Here is an 18308-nt window from a genome sequence, read left to right as displayed (position 1 = left end):
ACAATAGAACAATGAAACAATAGAATTATAATAAACTTTCCGGCTCCACATCAATAATCCAATCCACGGGCGCTAATCTCAAAACCTGTGACTTTTTTGCCCATTCTTCTGGCGGAAACATTAAAATTAAATGATAACGGTAGCGTCTGCGAATGCGGGGAATAAAGGTGGGAGCTGGACCTAAAATAGTCAGCGCTAGCTTGTTCCTTTTTATATAATTTCTGAAAATTCTAGCCAAGCGCAAACTCTCTTTCTCTGCTTTGTCCTTTTTGTAATTTTGATAAATGAGCTTGACAATTTTAGAAAAAGGCGGAAAGGCAAGCTCCTCGCGCATCTTCAACTCTTGTTTGAAAAACAGCTTATAATCGTGCTGCGCCGATGCTTGAATCACAAAAATATCAGGATTATAGGTCTGGAGAATAACCTTGCCTCGCTCTTTGCCGCGACCAGTGCGTCCCGCAACCTGCGTTAAAAGCTGAAAGGTGCGTTCGCTGGAGCGAAAGTCTGGCAAATTAAGATCTGCATCCGCCGCGATTATACCAATTAAAGCTACCTTTGGCAAATCCCAGCCTTGAGCAAGCATTTGGGTGCCAATTAAAATATCGATTTTATGGTTTGAAAAATCATAATAAAGGTTTTGATGGGCGTCTTTGCGCGCGGTAGCGTCACGGTCAAAACGCGCGGTCCGCGCTTTTGGAAAAAAAGCCCTAATTTCGTCTTCTATTCTTTCTGTCCCAAGCCCCCCGTATCGCACATAAGGGCTTTTGCAATTGGGGCAGAAGGCGGGCGGGGAAATATTATAACCGCAATAATGGCAAAGGAGACGGGAAGAACCGCTCATATGGTAAGTTAAAGAAACATCGCAATGCGGACATTTTAAAGTAAAACCACAATCGCGGCAGAAAACAAAACTCGCCGCGCCCCGACGATTAACGAACAGAATGGCTTGTTTTTTTTGAACAAGAACCCTGTTCAACTCTTCCTTCATTTTTTGACTCAAAATAGAGCGGTTGCCTTTCTGAAAATCACCTCTCATATCAACAATTTCCACTTCCGGCATCTTTTCTTTGTTAATTCTTTGCGGCAACTCCAATAATTGAAAGGTGCCTTTTATAGCCTCATAATAACTTTCCACAAGGGGAGTGGCGCTGCCTAAAATCACTTTAGAATGGGTGAGCCTTCCTAACTCCAAAGCTACCGCGCGAGCGTGATAGCGGGGATTCTGGTCATACTGTTTAAAAGAAGGGTCATGCTCTTCGTCTAAAACGATTAAACCTAAATTCCGCGCTGGCGCGAAAACAGCGGAACGCGGTCCAATAATAATCTGCGCTTTCCCGCTTCTAATTCTCTCCCGAGCTCCCAGTCTTTCGCCTTTGGTTAAACGGCTGTGAACCACGGCAATTTTCCCCGGAAAACGCGCGCTAAAACGGTCAATGGCTTGCTGTGTCAAGGAAATTTCCGGAACGAGAATAATGACTTGTTTTCCTTGATTAAGTATATAATTGCAAAGTCGCAGATAAATTTCAGTCTTGCCTGACCCAGTAACGCCGTGAAGTAAAAATACCGACTTGCGAGAATTTAAAATTGTTTTTAAAACTTTACTTTGGCTCGCTGTGAGTTTCACTTTCACATCCCGAATCTTCCGAGAAAATATAATATCTTTACCTTTCTTCACCTGCGGCGGAAGCATTAATTTAATTACAAGACCTAAAGAACAGTAATAATATTGCGATATCCAAAGGGCAAGTTTACGCGCGTTTTTGTCTAAAACAATTTCCTCTGCTTCCAGCATCTCCGATACTTCCAGCATCTCCGACCTGACAATTTTGCCTATCTCTTTGGTTTTAAATCGAGGTTTCTCCGTAAATCCCCAAACTACTCCCCGGAGAGCGAGCGAGCGAAAGGGGACGATTACTTCTTGACCAATTTTAATCTTCTCCTCCGAAGTTTGATAAGTAAAAAATTGATTTTTACCAAATGGAATATTAGACACTGGGACTACTTGAACATATTTCATAAACTTATAACGTATAACTTGTAATGTGTAACGTAAAAATATACCCCTTGAGTTATAAATTACACGTCACCCATATTTCTGCACTGTAAAACGATACAAAGAAACCTTCTCCGCTTGGGGATCAATCCCTCCTTTTTCCAAACAAATCATCACCTGCTTTTCAACTGTGTTAATCCCAGGAAGATCTGGGAGAAGAAGACCTCTCCGCCCAGTCTTCTCGCCGCGCACGATTAATCCATATTTTTTATGATCCAAATCTTCTAATTCTTGAACCTTTGTTGGTGCAGACAAAAGGGAAACCGTGAACGTCAGTTCCGCGATCTCCGACAAATTAATAGGGATAAAACGATTATCTTCTGTGCCCGCGGCAATGGCATTATGAATAATCTCTTCCGCAATATTAGCATATACAGGCAAAAATGTGCCAATACAGCCCCGCAGTTCCCCGCTTTTTTCAAGAGTTACAAAAACACCGGACTTTTGCTCTAACATTGCCCTGGGCATACTCTTTCGCGCCTTCATAATTTTGCCAGTTTCAAGATAAATTTTTAAAGCCTGTTTGGCTAAGGAAGAATAAGGGTTCATAAATTGGAATCTGGAATAGGGAATAAAATAATTTTCGCTAATCCTGATTCATAATTCCATATTCATGATTCACGATTCCTTATTCCAATCTAATCTCCGCCACCAAATATCCTACCCCAAAAGGTCCTTCGTAAGACAAAATCTCTGGCTGCCAACCGATTCCCGAGGCTTCCAGAATACCCAAAACAAAACAAAATGATCTCAAACCGCACTCTCCGGCATCGGGATATTTTTCATCTAAAGTCAAAAGATTTTGAATATCTTTTTTCTTTAAAGAATCAATGAATTCTTGGTCAAATTTGGGACCATTGGGATGAAATCCATACGGTCCTTCGTCTTTAAGGCAATGGGAAAGATCCCCTGAAGCAATCAGGGCATACTTCTTATTTTTCTCTAATGCGTTAAACATCTTCTTGCCCTGTTCAAAATAATATTTTGGCGACTCTATATCCGTTAAATAAGGCTTAATCTCGCCTTTAAAACCATTAGCGAGAAAATGCAGAGGAACATTAAAACCCCAATCCGAATGAGGAGAAGAAATAACAATTATGTCAGGCTTAATTTTCTTTAACTTCTCTCCTAAAAATTCTAAATTTTTGATCGTCTTTCGAATCTTCCGCCGATCTTCTGCAGAACCTACGGCAGGCAGTAAAAGCGGCGGGTGAGGGGAAATATAAACAAAAGAAAGCATGAAATTAGATTCAAATAATAATATTTAGTTCCTCTCCGCATTTCTTACATCTGCCATCCTTATTTAATCCCGTCAAATCCACTTTGTAACCTGCGCGTTCAATAATAAGATTGCCGCAACGGGGGCAAATGGTATTTTCACCAGGATGGCCAGCGATATTGCCTAAATAAACGAATTTTAAGCCTGCTTTTTTACCAATCTCTTCGGCGCGCTCTAGGGTTTCAATGGGTGTCATTGGGAGATGCTTTAAGCCCAGACAAGGGAAAAAACGAGTAATATGCCAAGGGGTCTTTTCTCCTAAATTTTTACAAATCCACTTCGCGGTTTTTTCCAAATTAGTATCCGAATCGTTTAGTGTAGGTATTATATTGGTCACCGCTTCAATATGCATTTTCCATTTCTTTTGAGCGCGGATTGTATTCTCTAAGATAGGGGAGACCCGAGGCACTTTGGCAATCTCTTGGTAGAATTTATCCTCCATACTTTTAATATCCACCCGCCAGACATCTAAATAAGGACCAATGGTATCCAGGGCTTCGGGCGTGGCATAACCATTGGTAACATAAACTGTATAAAGCCCCTCCTTCTTAGCAAATTTGGAAGCGTCTAAAGTATATTCCAGCCAAATTGTGGGTTCATTATAAGTCCAAGCAATGCCTTGGCAACCTTCTTTTCGTGCTATTTCAGAAATCAACTTTGGCTCTAATATCCCTTTTTTAGGAATATCTTCTGAACTATTTTTTTGTTCAAAAACCCTTTCTGCAGTTTTTTCTAAACGATTGCCATTTATATAAGTGATGTCATAATTTTGACAAAAGACACAACGCAAATTGCAACCCCAAGCGCCAAGGGATAGCACCTTAGTCCCTGGCTGATAATGAAACACGGGTTTCTTTTCAATTGGGTCTATACACACAGAGGAAGCTAAACCGTAAATCAAAGTATAGAGCTTGCCTCCCTGATTCAACCGCGTTTCACAATAGCCACGGCAACCTTCGGAAACTACACAACGGCGGCTGCAAACATTACAGCGCACCTTTTGGTCTTTTAGTTTTTTGTATAAAATTGCCTCTCGCATACCTCTATTTTAGCACTTTTTTGATTTTTATGGTATGTTAGAGACGTTGTATTACTACAACGTCTCTACATAATCATTATATGCCCGTTACACGTTTTTTCATTGCCTTAATCCTGCCTCACGAGGTAAAAAAGCGCATTCAAGGAATCCAAAAAGAGCTTGCTCCGCTTTTTCCTCCTCAAACTCATTGGATTAACGCGGAAAATTTACATCTTACCCTTGCTTTTTTAGGGGATCGCAGGTTAGAGGAAATAGCTACAATTAGCCAAATTCTCCAAGATTTGGCTCCAAAAACCAGCCCCCTTGTTTTAAAGCCCCATTATTTAAAGAGTTTTGGCTCTGTTTTAGGAATTAAAATGCTTAGCAAAAAATCCCAAAAACTTCATCAGAATTTAGTAAATGCTTTTCGAAAAGCCAAAATTATTTACCACGAAAGCCATAAATTTACCCCCCACATCACCATCGCAAGGCTTAAAACGAGACCCCTAAAAAAAGTTAAAAAAAATATTCGTTTTCCTGCCTTTAAACTGGAAGAAATCACCCTCATAAAAAGCACCCTCTTCTCAAAGGGTGCAAAATATGATGTAGTCCATCACTATTCTTGCAAGCGCACTATAAGGCAATCTTGAACATCTACCGCCTTATCTCCTTCAGGTGTTTTGAAAATGACTTTTTTTAATGCCCAGCCTTCAGGATACAAAGAGTATTTAAACGCAGAATCCTCCTTAAAACGGACAATAGGAACACCCGATCGCTTCAACTCTCTGAAATACCGCCATACAGTCCTTTGATTTAAATCAAGAAAATCAACTATTTCTGATAGTGTCCGGGGTGTTTGCAGTAAGCGCAATAACCGGATTACACCATCAGTTTTTGTGAATTTACCGCAACGCACAGCCATTTTATACCCTCCCTTAATATGATTACTTTAATCATCACGGCTTACAAAGAGCCAAAAACTTTAGAAAAACAACTTATAAACATAACGCGCCAATTATCCAAGCGTAATGTCTCCGCTGAAATTTTGGTTTGCGCTCCAGATCCCGGAACTCAAGAAATCGCTTTAAATTACCACAAAAATAACCCTCAAGTCAAGTTATTGAAAGATAAAGGAATAGGGAAGCCTGCCGCTCTAAATATTGCTTTTTCAGAAGCAAAGAACGATATCCTAATTTTAACTGATGGAGATGTAGAAATAGGGGAAGAAGCGATTTCGGAAATCTTAAAACCATTTAAAAACCCAAAAATAGGCGCGGTTTCCGGACGGCCAATTTCAATCAATCCCAGGTCAAATATTTTTGGTTTTTGGGCTTATATTCTAACAGAAATGGCGCACAAAATTCGTCTTCAAAGAGCAAAAGAGGGGAAATATATAGATTGTTCTGGCTATCTTTATGCTATGCGCGGTAATTTAGTCAAAAATATTCCCGAAAATACTCTTTCTGATGATGCTTTGATTTCCAGCCTGATTCATCACAAAGGTTACCAAATTGCCTATACCCACGAGGCAAAAGTATACATAAAATACCCGGATAATTTTAAAGATTGGAACAAGCAAAAGAAGAGGTCAACGGGAGGGTATGTGCAATTGCCGGATCTTCTCGTAGGGGCAGGTCTTGTACCTGCCATCCCCAAGGCGACCTCAAGGGTCACCCCTACAGAAATGCGTAGCTTTCGCCAGGAGACCCGGGGGATTTTCCAGATCTTTAAATACGCCCGAAATCCCCAAGAATTCTGGTGGACGATCCTTCTAATCTTTGCTAGAATATATCTGTGGTGGCTCATTTTCTGGGAGCTAAAAATAAAAAAAACACCCTTCGTGAAAATGTGGCAAAGGGTGGAAAGTACAAAAATAAATCCGAATTAAGAAGGATCAACTCTGCAATCTTCATGCAGTTCCACTCCAAAATCCTGACTATCCTCTAAACCGATATTAACCAGCACAAATCCATTCAAATGAACCTCCAAGCTTTCAGCAACCATTATGGCGGCTACGCTTTCTAAAATATTGGTATCTTTCATAATCTTATTAATCTTCTCTGTAACATCTGCTGGATCATGACCAGCGGCTACAATGGCATTAAAAACATCCTCATAAGACCAAACCTTTTCTCCCTCGGGACCCACTCTTCGGATAATCTCTTGCTCCAGTACTTCCATATAAGGATGATTTCTGCCTAAAGAGTGACAAGATGCCCAATAATGCAGAGCCAAAAGCTGTTTAATATTCAAGCCGCCCCTTCCATCTTTTAGAGTTTTTAAGTCTATTTGACCCACTATTCGTTTTCCATCCTTATCATAAACCGGAATATCCGCCTCGGTATATATTTCGTCCACAATAAATACCTCCTATTTATAAATAATTGGGAACCACTCCACACAACAATGCAACCTCAAAGTAGCATAAATATTATGGAAAATCAAATAAAAATCCGCGTCCGCATTGCTCCAAGCCCCACCGGTCCTTTGCATATCGGCACAGCGCGATCCGCGCTTTTTAATTATCTTTTTGCAAAAAAAAATCAAGGAAAATTCATTTTAAGGATAGAAGACACAGATATAGAACGTTCCGATCCCAAATGGGAAAAAGATGTAATTAAAAATTTAAAATGGTTAGGCATTAAATATGATGAAGGACCGGATCAAGAAGGAGAATATGGACCTTATAGGCAATCGGAAAGAATCAAAATCTATCATAAATACTTGGAACAACTCTTAAAACAAGGTAATGCTTATTATTGCTACTGCACGGAAAAGGAATTAGCTGACGAACGGCTTTTACAACAGACTAAAGGCGAGCCGCCGCGTTATTCCGGCAAATGCCATAATTTAATCTCTGCGCAAACTGAACAATATGAAAAAGAGGGGAGACAGCCAGTAATCCGTTTTAAAATGCCGAACCAAAAAATCAAATTCCAAGATTTAATCCGCGGCGAGCTGGAATTTGACGGCGCGCTCATCGGGGATTTTGTGATTGCGAAAGGCTTGGATATACCCCTTTATAATTTTGCGGTCGTTATTGATGATTACACAATGAAAATCTCCCACGTCATCCGCGGCGAAGACCATATTGCCAACACTCCCAAACAAATCGCAATGCAAAAAGCATTGGCTCTAGGGACGCCCCAATATGCCCATCTCCCTTTAATCTTAAATCCGGATCGCTCCAAAATGAGTAAGCGCAAAGCGCAGAATGGGGGAGCGGTCATTCCAGTCGCCGTCCAAGAATTCAGGGCAGAAGGCTATCTGCCCGAAGCGCTTATTAATTATATGGTTTTCTTGGGCTGGAATCCTAAGGATAACCGCGAGATTTTTACTCTAGCAGAGCTAATCAGAGAGTTCTCTTTGGAAAGATTGAATAAAAGCGGGGCTGTATTTAATCTTGAAAAATTAAACAATATGAACGGCTACTATATCCGCAAGATGAAAAGCGGGGATCTGACGCAACTGATTCTGCAAGGAAAATTCTTGAAGTATAACCTCAAAGCCTATTCAAAAACTTATCTTGAAAAAGCGATTAAAACCGTACAGGAAAGATTGAAAAAACTCAATGAAGTTCAGGAATTTAGCCATTTTTACTTCCAAAAACCGAATTATAATCCTGAACTTTTAATCTGGAAAAATGCACCGCAGAGAGATATAAAAATAAATTTGGAAATAGGAGAAAAGGCATTATCTGCCCTGAAAGACCAAGATTACACAAAGGAATCTTTAGAAAAAACTTTAAGAAAAACAATTACCAAGCATAAAATCGGAACAGGGGAATTATTGTGGCCCCTGCGTGTTGCTTTGACCGGAGAGAAAGCCTCGCCCGGCCCTTTTGAAGTGGCAGAGGTTTTAGGAAAAAAAGAGGTCTTAAGCCGTATAAATACAGCCATTGAAAAATTAAAATAAAATTTTTAAATTTTTAATTTGATAATTATTAAACCGTTTGAAAATTAATACATTAAAAATTTAATGAAAATTAAAAATTGCAAATTGAAAATTTTTGTTGCGGCGATAAAACGGAAAGTAATATTATTTTTGATAATACTTTTAGCTGTTAACTCTGTTTCCCTTAAGCCTATCCGAGCCCAAGATAATTCTGAAGAGGAGAAAGCGAGCATCCTTGATCTCCAAAATCAGATTCAAGACAAAGCCGGTCAAATTGACGAAATCCAAGATAAAATTGCTGCTTATGAAAAAGAAGTTGATAATCTCCAAAACAAAGCCGCCACCTTGAAAGGGCATATCAACATTCTGGACAGCCAAATTAATAAAACCGAAGATGAAGTCAACCTTCTTAATAGCGAAATCCAACAGAAAGAGCTGGAAATTAAAAAACTGGCTCTAGATATCAACCTTACCCAAAAAGAGATTGATAAAAAGCTAGAAGAAATTGAAACAATTCTCCAAGAAATTAATAGTCTAGATGAGGACTATCTGGGAAGCGAGGAAGCAGAAAGCCGCGGTATTATTGATATCATTATTCAATTTTTTAAAGTAATTATTAAATACAACAGTTGGGCTGAATATGAAAAGACAGTAGAGGATACCAGTACAATCAACGACATTTTGAAACAAAAACGAGATAAGCTTAGTGACCTTCAGGCAAATCTAGAGGCAGACAAGAAGATGACGGAAAACAAGGTAGCGGAACTCACTGATAGAAGAAAAGAGTTGGAAAATAAACAACAGGTGCTCGCCGAGGAAAAGACGGCTAAAAAAGAAATCCTCTCCCAGACGCAAGAGAATGAGGAAAAATATGAAGCTCTTCTGGAAAAAGCGGCGGCGGCTCAAAGAGCTTTGAACCAGGAAGTAGTTACCTTAAAAGAAGAAGTAAGGAAGAAGATCGCCACCTTGCAGGAGGGAGCGCAGAACTTGAATGCGATTCTTACTTGGCCTATCCCTTACCGCCGCATTACCTCCACCTTCCATGACCCCTCTTATCCTTACCGTCGTTATTTTGAGCATAATGCCATTGATATCGCCTGTCCCCAAGGTACACCGATCTATGCTCCTGCCGCGGGATATGTCGCGCGTACGCGCGATGCCGGTTATGGCTACAATTATATTACCCTAATTCACACTGAAAAATTACAAACCCGTTATGGCCATGTTTCCGCCTTTGCAGTCCAAGAAGGGGATTTTGTAAAGGCAGGGCAGATTATTGGCTATACTGGCGCTACACCAGGTACGCCCGGCGCTGGTTATTTTACCACCGGTCCTCATCTCCATTTTGAAGTCCATATTGGCACAGACGAAATTGACAGCGCAAGCGGACAAACTTACACACACTGGGAGGCGACAAATCCGCTTCAATATTTACCTTAAATAATGAGAAATATGCCCCAAAATACCAAAAATAACATCGGAATAGAAGAGATGCTGCTTTATTCTCTTAAGCTCTGGAAAAAGCACCAAAAAGAGTGGTCTCCTCTGGAAGCAAAATATGCCAAATACAGGCTCTTGTGGCTTATCGGCGAATTAGGCGAGGTGATAGATATCATTAAAAAAGACGGGGAAAAAGCGATAATGCAAAATCAATCCGTGCGCACTAAACTCATAGAAGAAGTCACAGACTGTTATATGTATCTCGCAGACACTCTAAATTGCTATAAAGTGACAAGTAAAAAATTTAGTCAGATTTACCATCAAAAAATGAAATATAATCTGGGAAGAGAATATAAAAAAAGAAAATATCTAAAACGAGAGGAGGAGTCAACAGAAGAAAGGACGAGGTAATAATTTTGATATTATTATAATAAAAAAATTAAAATAAAGGATAAGATTATAGGGAGTTATACAAACAAAGCCTAAGATAAGAAGATAGGAGATATGAAGAAAGGATCTGAATTTGGGTATTGATTTAAAGTCGTTTAATGTAGCTTTTACGACATTATAGTTATCCACAGATTTAAAAAATGATAAAAAATAAATATTATAGTCGCCTTTTATTATTTATTTTATTTTAATAAATAAAAAATAATTCCTTAAATATCCCTCTCCCTCCAAGCGCTTCCCTACTCTAATGTTTAGAGCTTTGCGGGTATATTTGTGGAATTATTTTATTTTTCTTTTAAATAAATAGGGGGTCCTTCTCCCCCGCGTCTTCGCTTACTCCCCCCAGAGTTATCTTTTAAGAGGAAAAGGGGGTAGTGTGTCCCCTCTTAAAAGACCTATAAGGCTTTTATTTAACGCCTGCGACGGGAATCTTCAATCGCTTTCTTTAGGGCGTCGGCGGCTAAATTAGAGCAGTGCATTTTCACAGCTGGCAAGCCCCCTAATTCATTGGCAATGTCTTGGCGGGAAATTTTTACTGCCTCTTCCAAAGTTTTACCGCGAGCTAGCTCGGTAATCATTGAAGAGGTGGCAATCGCCGCGCCGCAGCCCAAGGTCTCAAATTTAATATCACTGATTTTATTATCTTTAACTTTAATATAGACCTTCATAATATCTCCGCAAACTGGGTTGCCTACCTGACCCACTCCATCGGGATTTTCTATTTTTCCTTGATTGCGAGGATTTTGGAAATGGTCTAGAACTTTTTTTGAATACATTTTTTAAAATTAAAAACTAGTAAATTTTAAATTGCAATTTTACATTTTTCATTTTAAATTTTTAATTTACTTTGGTGCCATTTTACGGAAACGCTCTACAATTTTCGGTAAAATTTGAATTAACTTATTAATTTCCGCGGCAGTAGTATATTTACTTAAAGTAATCCGGATACTACCATGCGCGATTTCCGGCGAAATGCCCATCGCGGTTAACACATGGGAGGGCTTTAAATCATGAGAAGTGCAAGCCGAACCCGTGGAGACCGCAATCCCCTCCAAATCTAAATCCAAAACAATACTCTCGCCTTCAGCGCCTTTAAAGCTAAAATTAACATTATTGGGCAATCTCCGCTCCTCTCTCGGACCGTTGAGTTGGCAATGAGGGATATCTTTTTCAATCTTTTGAATCAAATAATCACGTAATTTAGCTAATTTTTTGCTAATCCGAAGCCGATTTTGAGCCACGAGCTCACAAGCCTTTGCCAATGCCACAATATAGGGCACATTTTCCGTCCCTGCCCGCAAATCATATTCTTGAGAACCGCCCTGTTGAATGGGAACAATCGGCGTCCCCTTCTTCACATATAAAGCGCCCACCCCTTTGGGAGTATAAATCTTATGCCCAGCTAAAGTGAGTAAATCAACCCCTAAACTATTTATATTACAATCTAAGTATTGTACGGCTTGCGCCGCATCGGTGTGAACAAAAATTTTGTTCACCCTTTTCAAATTAATCTTTTTGACCATTTGACCAACTTCTGAAATCGGCTGGATTGCTCCGGTTTCGGAATTTGCGTACATCAAACTAATTAAAACCGTATTATCCCTAATTGCTTTCCGCACTTCTCGCATCTTCACAATCCCCTCCCCGCTCACAGGAAGATAAGTCACTTTATATCCTTCCTTTTCTAAAACCTGCGCGGGTTCCAAAATCGCTTTATGTTCAATTTGAGAGGTAATAAGATGACCCTTTTTACCCGTTTTTTGAAAACAAGCCTGCATTACTCCTTTTAAAGCTAGATTATTTGCTTCCGTGGCTCCACTTGTAAAAATAATTTCTTCTTTTTGACACCCCAAAAACCGCGCGATTTTTTCCCGCGCCTCTAAAATCGCTTCTGCTCCCTCCTGACCAAGAGAGTGGACCGAGGATGGATTGCCAAATTTTTCGCTAAAATAAGGCAACATTGCTCGCAATACTTCCCGATCAACGGGCGTAGTGGCTGAATTATCTAAATAAATTTTTTGCATACAATTATTTTTGTACCTTCAGTATATATCAAAAAAAGCGCATAAGCAAACGAAAGAAGGTGGGAGCTTGGAGGATTTTTAGACCCCTCCCAAACCTCCCGCACGTCAAGGGGAGGATGATGCACGCTCCCCCTTACCAAGGGGGAGATGCCCGCCCGCCATCGCTTCGCCCGCCCGCAACGCCTTGCGGCTAGCGTGGCGGGCGTGGCTTCAGGCGAAGCGGGCGGGGAGGGGGTCTTTTCTTTTAAGAAAATCTCAAATCATTCATCATATTGGGTTTTATCTATTATCACCCACCAATTAAACTGAATATCTTCTTTGGCTGGTTCCAAAGCGGAAACAGTAAAACCTTGTTTTGATGTCTCGCTGTCTGCCTCGCTTCTGATTTCCGAGACGTAAAGGGAGGCGGCGGATAAAGGAGTGACGCCGATAAATGAATCTTCACTCACTGCCTCGGTTTCAATTATTGCTTCCTTTTCGCCCGCTTTAATAACGCCTTTGCTGGTAATGATATTTTTATTTTCCGCGGCTTGCGTATCGCTGGCGCCGGCAATGATTTTACCGCCAACCTTTAGATCGCCTTCCACTATCATCTCCTTACCTTTCACCACCACTTTCGGTTCGGGCACAGTGTCATTTGCTTCCCCGGGATTCAATTCCAGAATGCCAGTTTCCGAGAGAATCCTGCCCGAAACAAGCTTTAGCTCCCCTTTCACCTTTACATTCCCGTCCTTATCTACCGCGAAGTTCTCGCTATTAATCTCTAAGCCTGTGGCAGCATCCAGAACAAGGTATTTGTTGGGGTCGCCGATTATTACTTTGTCCTCCACAATCTTTACAATCTGCTGTAAATTCTGTGTTTCTTCTTCTAATTCTTGAATTCTGGCAGTATTCGCTTGGTTGGATTCCATTACTGTTAAAATGGAGGCGCTTAAAGTGTTTAATTGGTTAGAGACATTCTCCAGATTACTCAAACTATCTACTAAGGTTTGGAGGGTACTTTGTAAAGATGCTAAATCCACTTGCTCGGAAGAAGCTCCCTCTACTATTTGTGCTGGCGCTGTGTCAGCATCATTTTCCGTAATTCGTGATTCGTAATTCGTAATTCGGGTCTCCAGATCTTGAATCCTTGATTCTTGATTATTGATTCTTGATTCTAAAGACAGAATTCCTGATTCCTGATTCCCTATCCCTAATTCCAAGCCAGTGAGACGAGAGGTAGAGTCCGAAGCCCCTAGACCCAAATCATTTTTCACGAGCTGTAAATCAGAATCCATTACTGAGAGCTTTTGCTGCTGCTCCTTGAGCACCTCGTTTTGATAAAGCGAGATCCGTTCATATTTGATTGCGTCAGGTCTGCCTTGCTCGTCATATATTACAAGGTTAGAAAGGCCTAAAGCGTCAAATTCTTCGGCAATAAAGCCGACATCTCTTCTTCCTGTTGCTTTATCAATAAAGGAGGTAGGTCTGGCTTCTAGAATCTTGGTAAAGTCATCTTGCAGGGTCTGCACATCATCTTTGTATCGTAAAGAGGAAGTGGAGCGATAGACACTGCCCGTGGTCGTATCAATAAACATATTGGCGGCGGAAGCCGAGGTTTCCAAACTTTTGACGGCGAATTTGGTGCCGGGGTTCGTCGTCCCGATGCCAATATTGCCTGTGTCTTTGATTGTTAATACCGTTTGTCCCGTTGTTAAACTTTGGGTATAAAGGCTGGTTTCGTCCTCAAACATTCTCCAAATATCAGGACCATTGTCATTTGCCCTAAACATTATATCTCCGGTGGTATATGCCTGGGCAATCATTCCGCCTTCAACATGAAGCTTATATGCTCCAGGCGCCGCCGTCCCGATGCCGACGTTGCCGTTATCTTGAATTACTAATTTCGTCCCCGGCGTACCACTGTTTTTATAAAAACCTATACTGTCTGCTGCACCAAAAAGGTCGGAACGATTCGTCATAATGTACCAATTCGCATTTGCTGCTCCACCAATAAGTTGAAAGGCTACGGTGTCTGCAGCACCAGTTGTTTGACTTGTTATTACTGTCGTGCCTGTACTATAAACATGAAGATAATTACTTGGTGACGGCGTCCCGATGCCGACCTTGCCACCTGAGTCAACATAAATGCCTTCATCCCCGCCGTCGCCCGAGAGATAATTAGAACCAAGTGCGATATTAGCAGCAGAACCTGTCATAGTAAGAGTAGAGTCAAACCCTGCCGTGCCGGCCACATCCAAGAGGTAGTCGGGAGTTGCATCTCCGATGCCGACGTTGCCGGCATAATTCCAAGTCATAGCCTGCTGGTCAGGAATATCAGTTGTATTGCCAGCGCCGTTGATGTATAAATCTAAATTTGACCCAGTAGTGCCAGGCCCTCCGTGGCCAATTCTAAATTCAGCGTGTTCATTGTATGAATAGTTTGTAGTACCATTCCTCGAAAGCTTTAAAACCGATTTTGTGGCTGCAACCACGCCACCGGGCTTGCTGCCAGATGTTTCCCAAATCTGCAGCAACGAGGTTGGACCTGCCGTCCCGATGCCGACGTTGCCCGAGGGATTTAAAACCATTTTTGTACTTAAAGCGGCTCCTGTATTTCTTACTTGAAATTTCAAGCCGCTCCCATATTCCGCGGTAGTGCCGTTTTCCTTATACATTTTTATAATAGCTCCTTCTGTATAAGCACCAGCGTCTGTGTATTTGTATCCTAAAACTATTTGACCTCCCACTCCGGCAGCCTGAGCAGTACTATCATAATGAGCGAGCCCTGTTCTTACATCATCGCCTGCCCCAATAGCTGAATAAAATTTCGCATTTCCTGAAACATCCAATTTCGCACCCGGCACCGCCGTCCCGATGCCGACGTTGCCATAGTTCGTTGTAATAACACCTGTAAGTGGATTTTCAGATGGAGTAATTGGCAAATTCGTTACGCTCACACTTGCCAACTTACAATAATTTCCCACACCTGCTGTCCCTGAACCATCAGTAAGATAGAATCTAACATATAAGGGAGTTGCAATTGATGCCACTGTATAAGTAAGAGTCTGCCAACCTGTATTCGCGACACCAGTTGTTTGACTTTGTGTAGTCCAGTCTGTTCCGTTAATGCTTGTTTGCAAATAAACAGTAGTTGCCCAGTTACTACCGCCCTTTGCTTGAGCTGTGACAGTGCCTGACCATCCAATAGGAAGGATAGCCATATTTTTTCCAAGTTGTAATGCTCCTCCTACAGCGTAACCTGCTACTCCAGGGAGCTTCACTTCTGTACCTGCGTAAGTAAAAGACGAATACGAACCCAACCAAACATCAAAATACTTTAGAGCATCTGCTAATGAATTAATTTGGATAGTAGAATTAATGACTTCAAATTGCGTGGATATAATTCCTCTTACATCTAACTTAGTTACTGGCGCCGCCGTCCCGATGCCGACGTTGCCGTCATTTTTAATGTAAAGCCTAGAGGTCCCGCTCTTTTGGATATCCAAGATAGGCCCGGAGCCGGTTTGGTTAAGGAGGGTCATCGTAGAGGCAGTGCTGTCCGAGACTTTGAAGACATCGCTGACAAATACGGCTCCGGCATTGGCGGCAAGCAGAGTCAAATCATAATTACCATAAGGCGATTCCGTTTCAATATAGCCAGCGCCTTGAAACTTAATATACGCCGTGCCGGGGTTAGCCATTATCAAATCATAAGAAAAAGCCGCGTCCCCCGCCGAATTAAAGGAGGTGGGGACATTGAATTGGGCAGTGGTCACGTCAAAATCATAAAGCGTGGAGGAGCCCTCAACTAGTTTAAGGAAAGTCATGTCCCCTGAAGCGCCAGAGGGTAATTCTAAGTTTAAACCTGTAATATTGTAAGTTGATGGGGTAACATTGGTGGAGAGGTCTAAATCCAAACCCGTTAAGCTACCAGCTAAAGTAGCAGCGCCCTCATAAGAAATCTGCTCCAAAATGCCCGAGGTTTGAGTTGCCATCACATCTAACATTGCTTCTGAGCTCGTATCACCAATCCCGACATTGCCTTTGAAATAATTATTTGCCCCGCCTGTTTCATAAATGCCATATCTTGTAACATCAGTATCATCTAAATTAATATAAACCCCGTATTGAGTACCTCCTGCGGAGGAATTATCATCTTCAACAGATACCCCATATCCTGTATCCCCACTATAGGTTTTAAACCAACTTCTATATCCATATATTTTCTGATTATAAGCATCGTTGGCAGTATTCATATGGGCGTTGATACCCCCAACATATTCTCCTCCACCATTAATTTGCATTGCATTAGTAATACTCGCATCTAGTCCGACTAAACCATGATATATAGTGCCAGATGCTGAAATAGTGCCATGAGTATACAAGCCAGTTATATTATCATTAGAAGATGATGGTGAAGTATATGACTCGGCATTGACCTCTAGTCCATAAAAATTACGGTTTCCAGCGGCGTTATCCATTTTTACATTATTATAAGTCCCCCACATATTCCCTTGGCTAGTGGTAATAGATGATGGGAAATCAACGTCATTATAAATACCATATACATATGGTCGGTTACCGCCGGCGCCATAATTGGCAGGATTTCTTAGTACATTATACATCGCATAGGCATAACGGTTGGAATCTGCGCCACCTGTTCCAGCATTGACGGAAGTGTATATACCATAAACATCGTCGCCGTTTGTATTGGCGGAAACTGTCAGATTAATCCCTTTCTGATTATCTTGATCTAATGTAGCAATGTTAAGGGCGTTAACAGTACCTTGATTTATATCAAGTTTATAGCTTGGCGTCGTCGTCCCGATGCCGACGCTGCCCGCGCTTGTTGCTCCGCTGCCTGTTAATCCCGTGCCAAAAATAAGATTCCCGATGTTTAAAGTATTGGCCGAAGTGGCTGTCGGAGCGTCTATATTATATCCAATGACTATATTTTTAGCTCCAGTGGTTAAATTATCCCCTGCTTGATACCCTAACAATATGTTATTATCCCCGCCTGTTAGTAATGTCCTGCCTGCTCCATAACCCACTAACACCGAGTTACTGATACTAGAACCGCCTGAAGCTCCAAAACCTGCAGTGGATCCTATCGCAATATTATTAGAGCCAGTATAGTTATAGTAGAGTGCGCCAGGACCTAAGCCCACGTTGTCGCTTCCAATTGTGTTGTGGCTGAGAGCGGCATACCCAACAGCATAGTTGTTGCTTCCAGTTGTGTTATTCATAAGAGCGGCCCAACCTCCTATGGCAGTATTAAAGGCTCCAGTAGTGTTGTAACGGAGATTCCACAATCCTATGGCAGTATTAAAGCCTCCAGTGGTGTTGGCAGAGAGAGTCTGATACCCTATGGCATTATTGTAGATTCCAGTGGTGTTGGCATAGAGAGTCTGATACCCTATGGCATTATTGCCGCCTCCGGTGGTGTTGGAGTAGAGAGCCTGATTCCCCATGGCATTGTTACTATTTCCTGTGGTGTTGGAGTAGAGAGCCTGATTCCCCATGGCATTATTATTTGTTCCACTAACATTGAACTTCCCTGATTCCACTCCCAAGAACAGGTTGCCTGTTCCCCCCACTCTCAACTCATTTTGGATGCTGCCCGCGCTGTCGCGGTTAGTGGTATTTGCCAGAGAAGCGGAAATTTCTTTGACCACTACATTATCCACTGTTCCGGCAAAGGTGGCATCGGCGATAAAAGTAAGGTCGCCTGTGCCAGAGGAGTAAACATATATATTTCCAGCTCCCGTGTCAGAAGCAAATGAGGTGGAATGGGTAACTCCGCCAATGCTTACTGTAAGGGTTCCCGCGGTTCTGGTGTAGTCAAAAGTGATGTGATACATCTTACTGGCAGCTTCGCCTAGGTCTTGGGAGAGATTGCTGGCAGTGCCTGCTACTTTGGTGGCTACTCCTCCTGCTATAGTCCAGCCAGTGCCTTTATCCCAGTTAGCATCTGAACCAAAAGTGCCATTGGTGACTAAGTCTACTCCTTCAGTGGCTACAGCTCCGCCTTTTATGTCTAAGGCGGAGGCTGGCGCGGTTGTCCCGATGCCAATATAGCCCGTGGCTTTATCCAAATAGAGGTCATCCGTAAAGAAGGCGATGTCCGCGTTGGTCGTGGCATCGGTGGAGAAATTAAAGAGATCGCTG

Annotated in this window: 14 protein-coding genes; 5 read left to right on the top strand and 9 right to left on the bottom strand. The window is 41.7% G+C overall.

The features are described 5' to 3' along the window. Nucleotides 1-25 precede the first annotated feature (25 nt). The 4 genes from priA to amrS all read right to left on the bottom strand — a co-directional run bounded on the left by priA (nucleotide 26) and on the right by amrS (nucleotide 4371). Nucleotides 26-2017 (bottom strand): primosomal protein N', encoded by a 1992-nt coding sequence (gene priA / locus PHW01_04290; GenBank protein ID MDD5627195.1) that lies wholly within the window; start codon nucleotides 2015-2017, stop codon nucleotides 26-28. Between the two features lie 66 nt (nucleotides 2018-2083). Continuing rightward, nucleotides 2084-2602: an AmmeMemoRadiSam system protein A gene (amrA, locus tag PHW01_04285; protein MDD5627194.1), complete on the bottom strand. Its 519-nt coding sequence runs from the start codon at nucleotides 2600-2602 to the stop codon at nucleotides 2084-2086. A 79-nt stretch (nucleotides 2603-2681) separates the two neighbouring features. Continuing rightward, entirely contained in the window at nucleotides 2682-3293 is a 612-nt protein-coding gene (locus PHW01_04280; protein MDD5627193.1) for a class III extradiol dioxygenase subunit B-like domain-containing protein, read from the bottom strand. Nucleotides 3294-3303: 10 nt separating this feature from the next. Continuing rightward, nucleotides 3304-4371, bottom strand: a complete 1068-nt coding sequence (gene amrS, locus PHW01_04275) for an AmmeMemoRadiSam system radical SAM enzyme (GenBank protein MDD5627192.1) — start codon at nucleotides 4369-4371, stop codon at nucleotides 3304-3306. An 80-nt stretch (nucleotides 4372-4451) separates the two neighbouring features. Between amrS and thpR the strand changes: the two genes are divergently transcribed. After that, nucleotides 4452-5000 (top strand): RNA 2',3'-cyclic phosphodiesterase, encoded by a 549-nt coding sequence (thpR, locus tag PHW01_04270; protein MDD5627191.1) that lies wholly within the window; start codon nucleotides 4452-4454, stop codon nucleotides 4998-5000. Here the strand turns inward: thpR and PHW01_04265 are convergent. Beyond that, nucleotides 4967-5272, bottom strand: a complete 306-nt coding sequence (locus PHW01_04265; protein ID MDD5627190.1) for an HTH domain-containing protein — start codon at nucleotides 5270-5272, stop codon at nucleotides 4967-4969. The genes thpR and PHW01_04265 overlap by 34 nt on opposite strands. Before the next feature lie 18 nt (nucleotides 5273-5290). Between PHW01_04265 and PHW01_04260 the strand changes: the two genes are divergently transcribed. Further along, on the top strand, nucleotides 5291-6238 hold the full coding sequence (locus tag PHW01_04260; protein ID MDD5627189.1) for a glycosyltransferase: 948 nt from the start codon (nucleotides 5291-5293) through the stop codon (nucleotides 6236-6238). On the opposite strand, the gene PHW01_04255 is transcribed toward PHW01_04260, so the two are convergent. After that, nucleotides 6235-6708, bottom strand: a complete 474-nt coding sequence (locus PHW01_04255) for a hypothetical protein (GenBank protein ID MDD5627188.1) — start codon at nucleotides 6706-6708, stop codon at nucleotides 6235-6237. The two genes, PHW01_04260 and PHW01_04255, sit on opposite strands and share 4 nt — an antisense overlap. A 48-nt stretch (nucleotides 6709-6756) precedes the next feature. Here PHW01_04255 and gltX point away from each other — a divergent pair, with 48 nt between their 5' ends. From gltX to PHW01_04240, 3 genes are all read left to right on the top strand, one after another. After that, nucleotides 6757-8265: a glutamate--tRNA ligase gene (gene gltX / locus PHW01_04250; GenBank protein MDD5627187.1), complete on the top strand. Its 1509-nt coding sequence runs from the start codon at nucleotides 6757-6759 to the stop codon at nucleotides 8263-8265. An 84-nt stretch (nucleotides 8266-8349) separates the two neighbouring features. Beyond that, nucleotides 8350-9684 (top strand): peptidoglycan DD-metalloendopeptidase family protein, encoded by a 1335-nt coding sequence (locus PHW01_04245; GenBank protein ID MDD5627186.1) that lies wholly within the window; start codon nucleotides 8350-8352, stop codon nucleotides 9682-9684. Between the two features lie 12 nt (nucleotides 9685-9696). Next, entirely contained in the window at nucleotides 9697-10095 is a 399-nt protein-coding gene (locus tag PHW01_04240; GenBank protein MDD5627185.1) for a nucleotide pyrophosphohydrolase, read from the top strand. 449 nt (nucleotides 10096-10544) lie between these two features. On the opposite strand, the gene nifU is transcribed toward PHW01_04240, so the two are convergent. The 3 genes from nifU to PHW01_04225 all read right to left on the bottom strand — a co-directional run. Beyond that, nucleotides 10545-10910, bottom strand: coding sequence for a Fe-S cluster assembly scaffold protein NifU (gene nifU / locus PHW01_04235; GenBank protein MDD5627184.1), 366 nt, complete (start codon nucleotides 10908-10910; stop codon nucleotides 10545-10547). Between the two features lie 66 nt (nucleotides 10911-10976). Next, a complete protein-coding gene (locus PHW01_04230) occupies nucleotides 10977-12158 on the bottom strand; it encodes a cysteine desulfurase family protein (protein ID MDD5627183.1) in 1182 nt (393 codons plus the stop codon). 260 nt (nucleotides 12159-12418) lie between these two features. Further along, nucleotides 12419-18308: hypothetical protein (locus tag PHW01_04225; protein ID MDD5627182.1), on the bottom strand; the 5890-nt coding region annotated here is incomplete at its 5' end.

This window comes from Patescibacteria group bacterium (genome assembly GCA_028717685.1).
Lineage (GTDB): Bacteria > Patescibacteriota > JAQUNI01 > JAQUNI01 > JAQUNI01 > JAQUNI01.
Note: the sequence above shows the minus strand (reverse complement) of the source record. Positions and strands in the feature narration are given on the sequence as shown.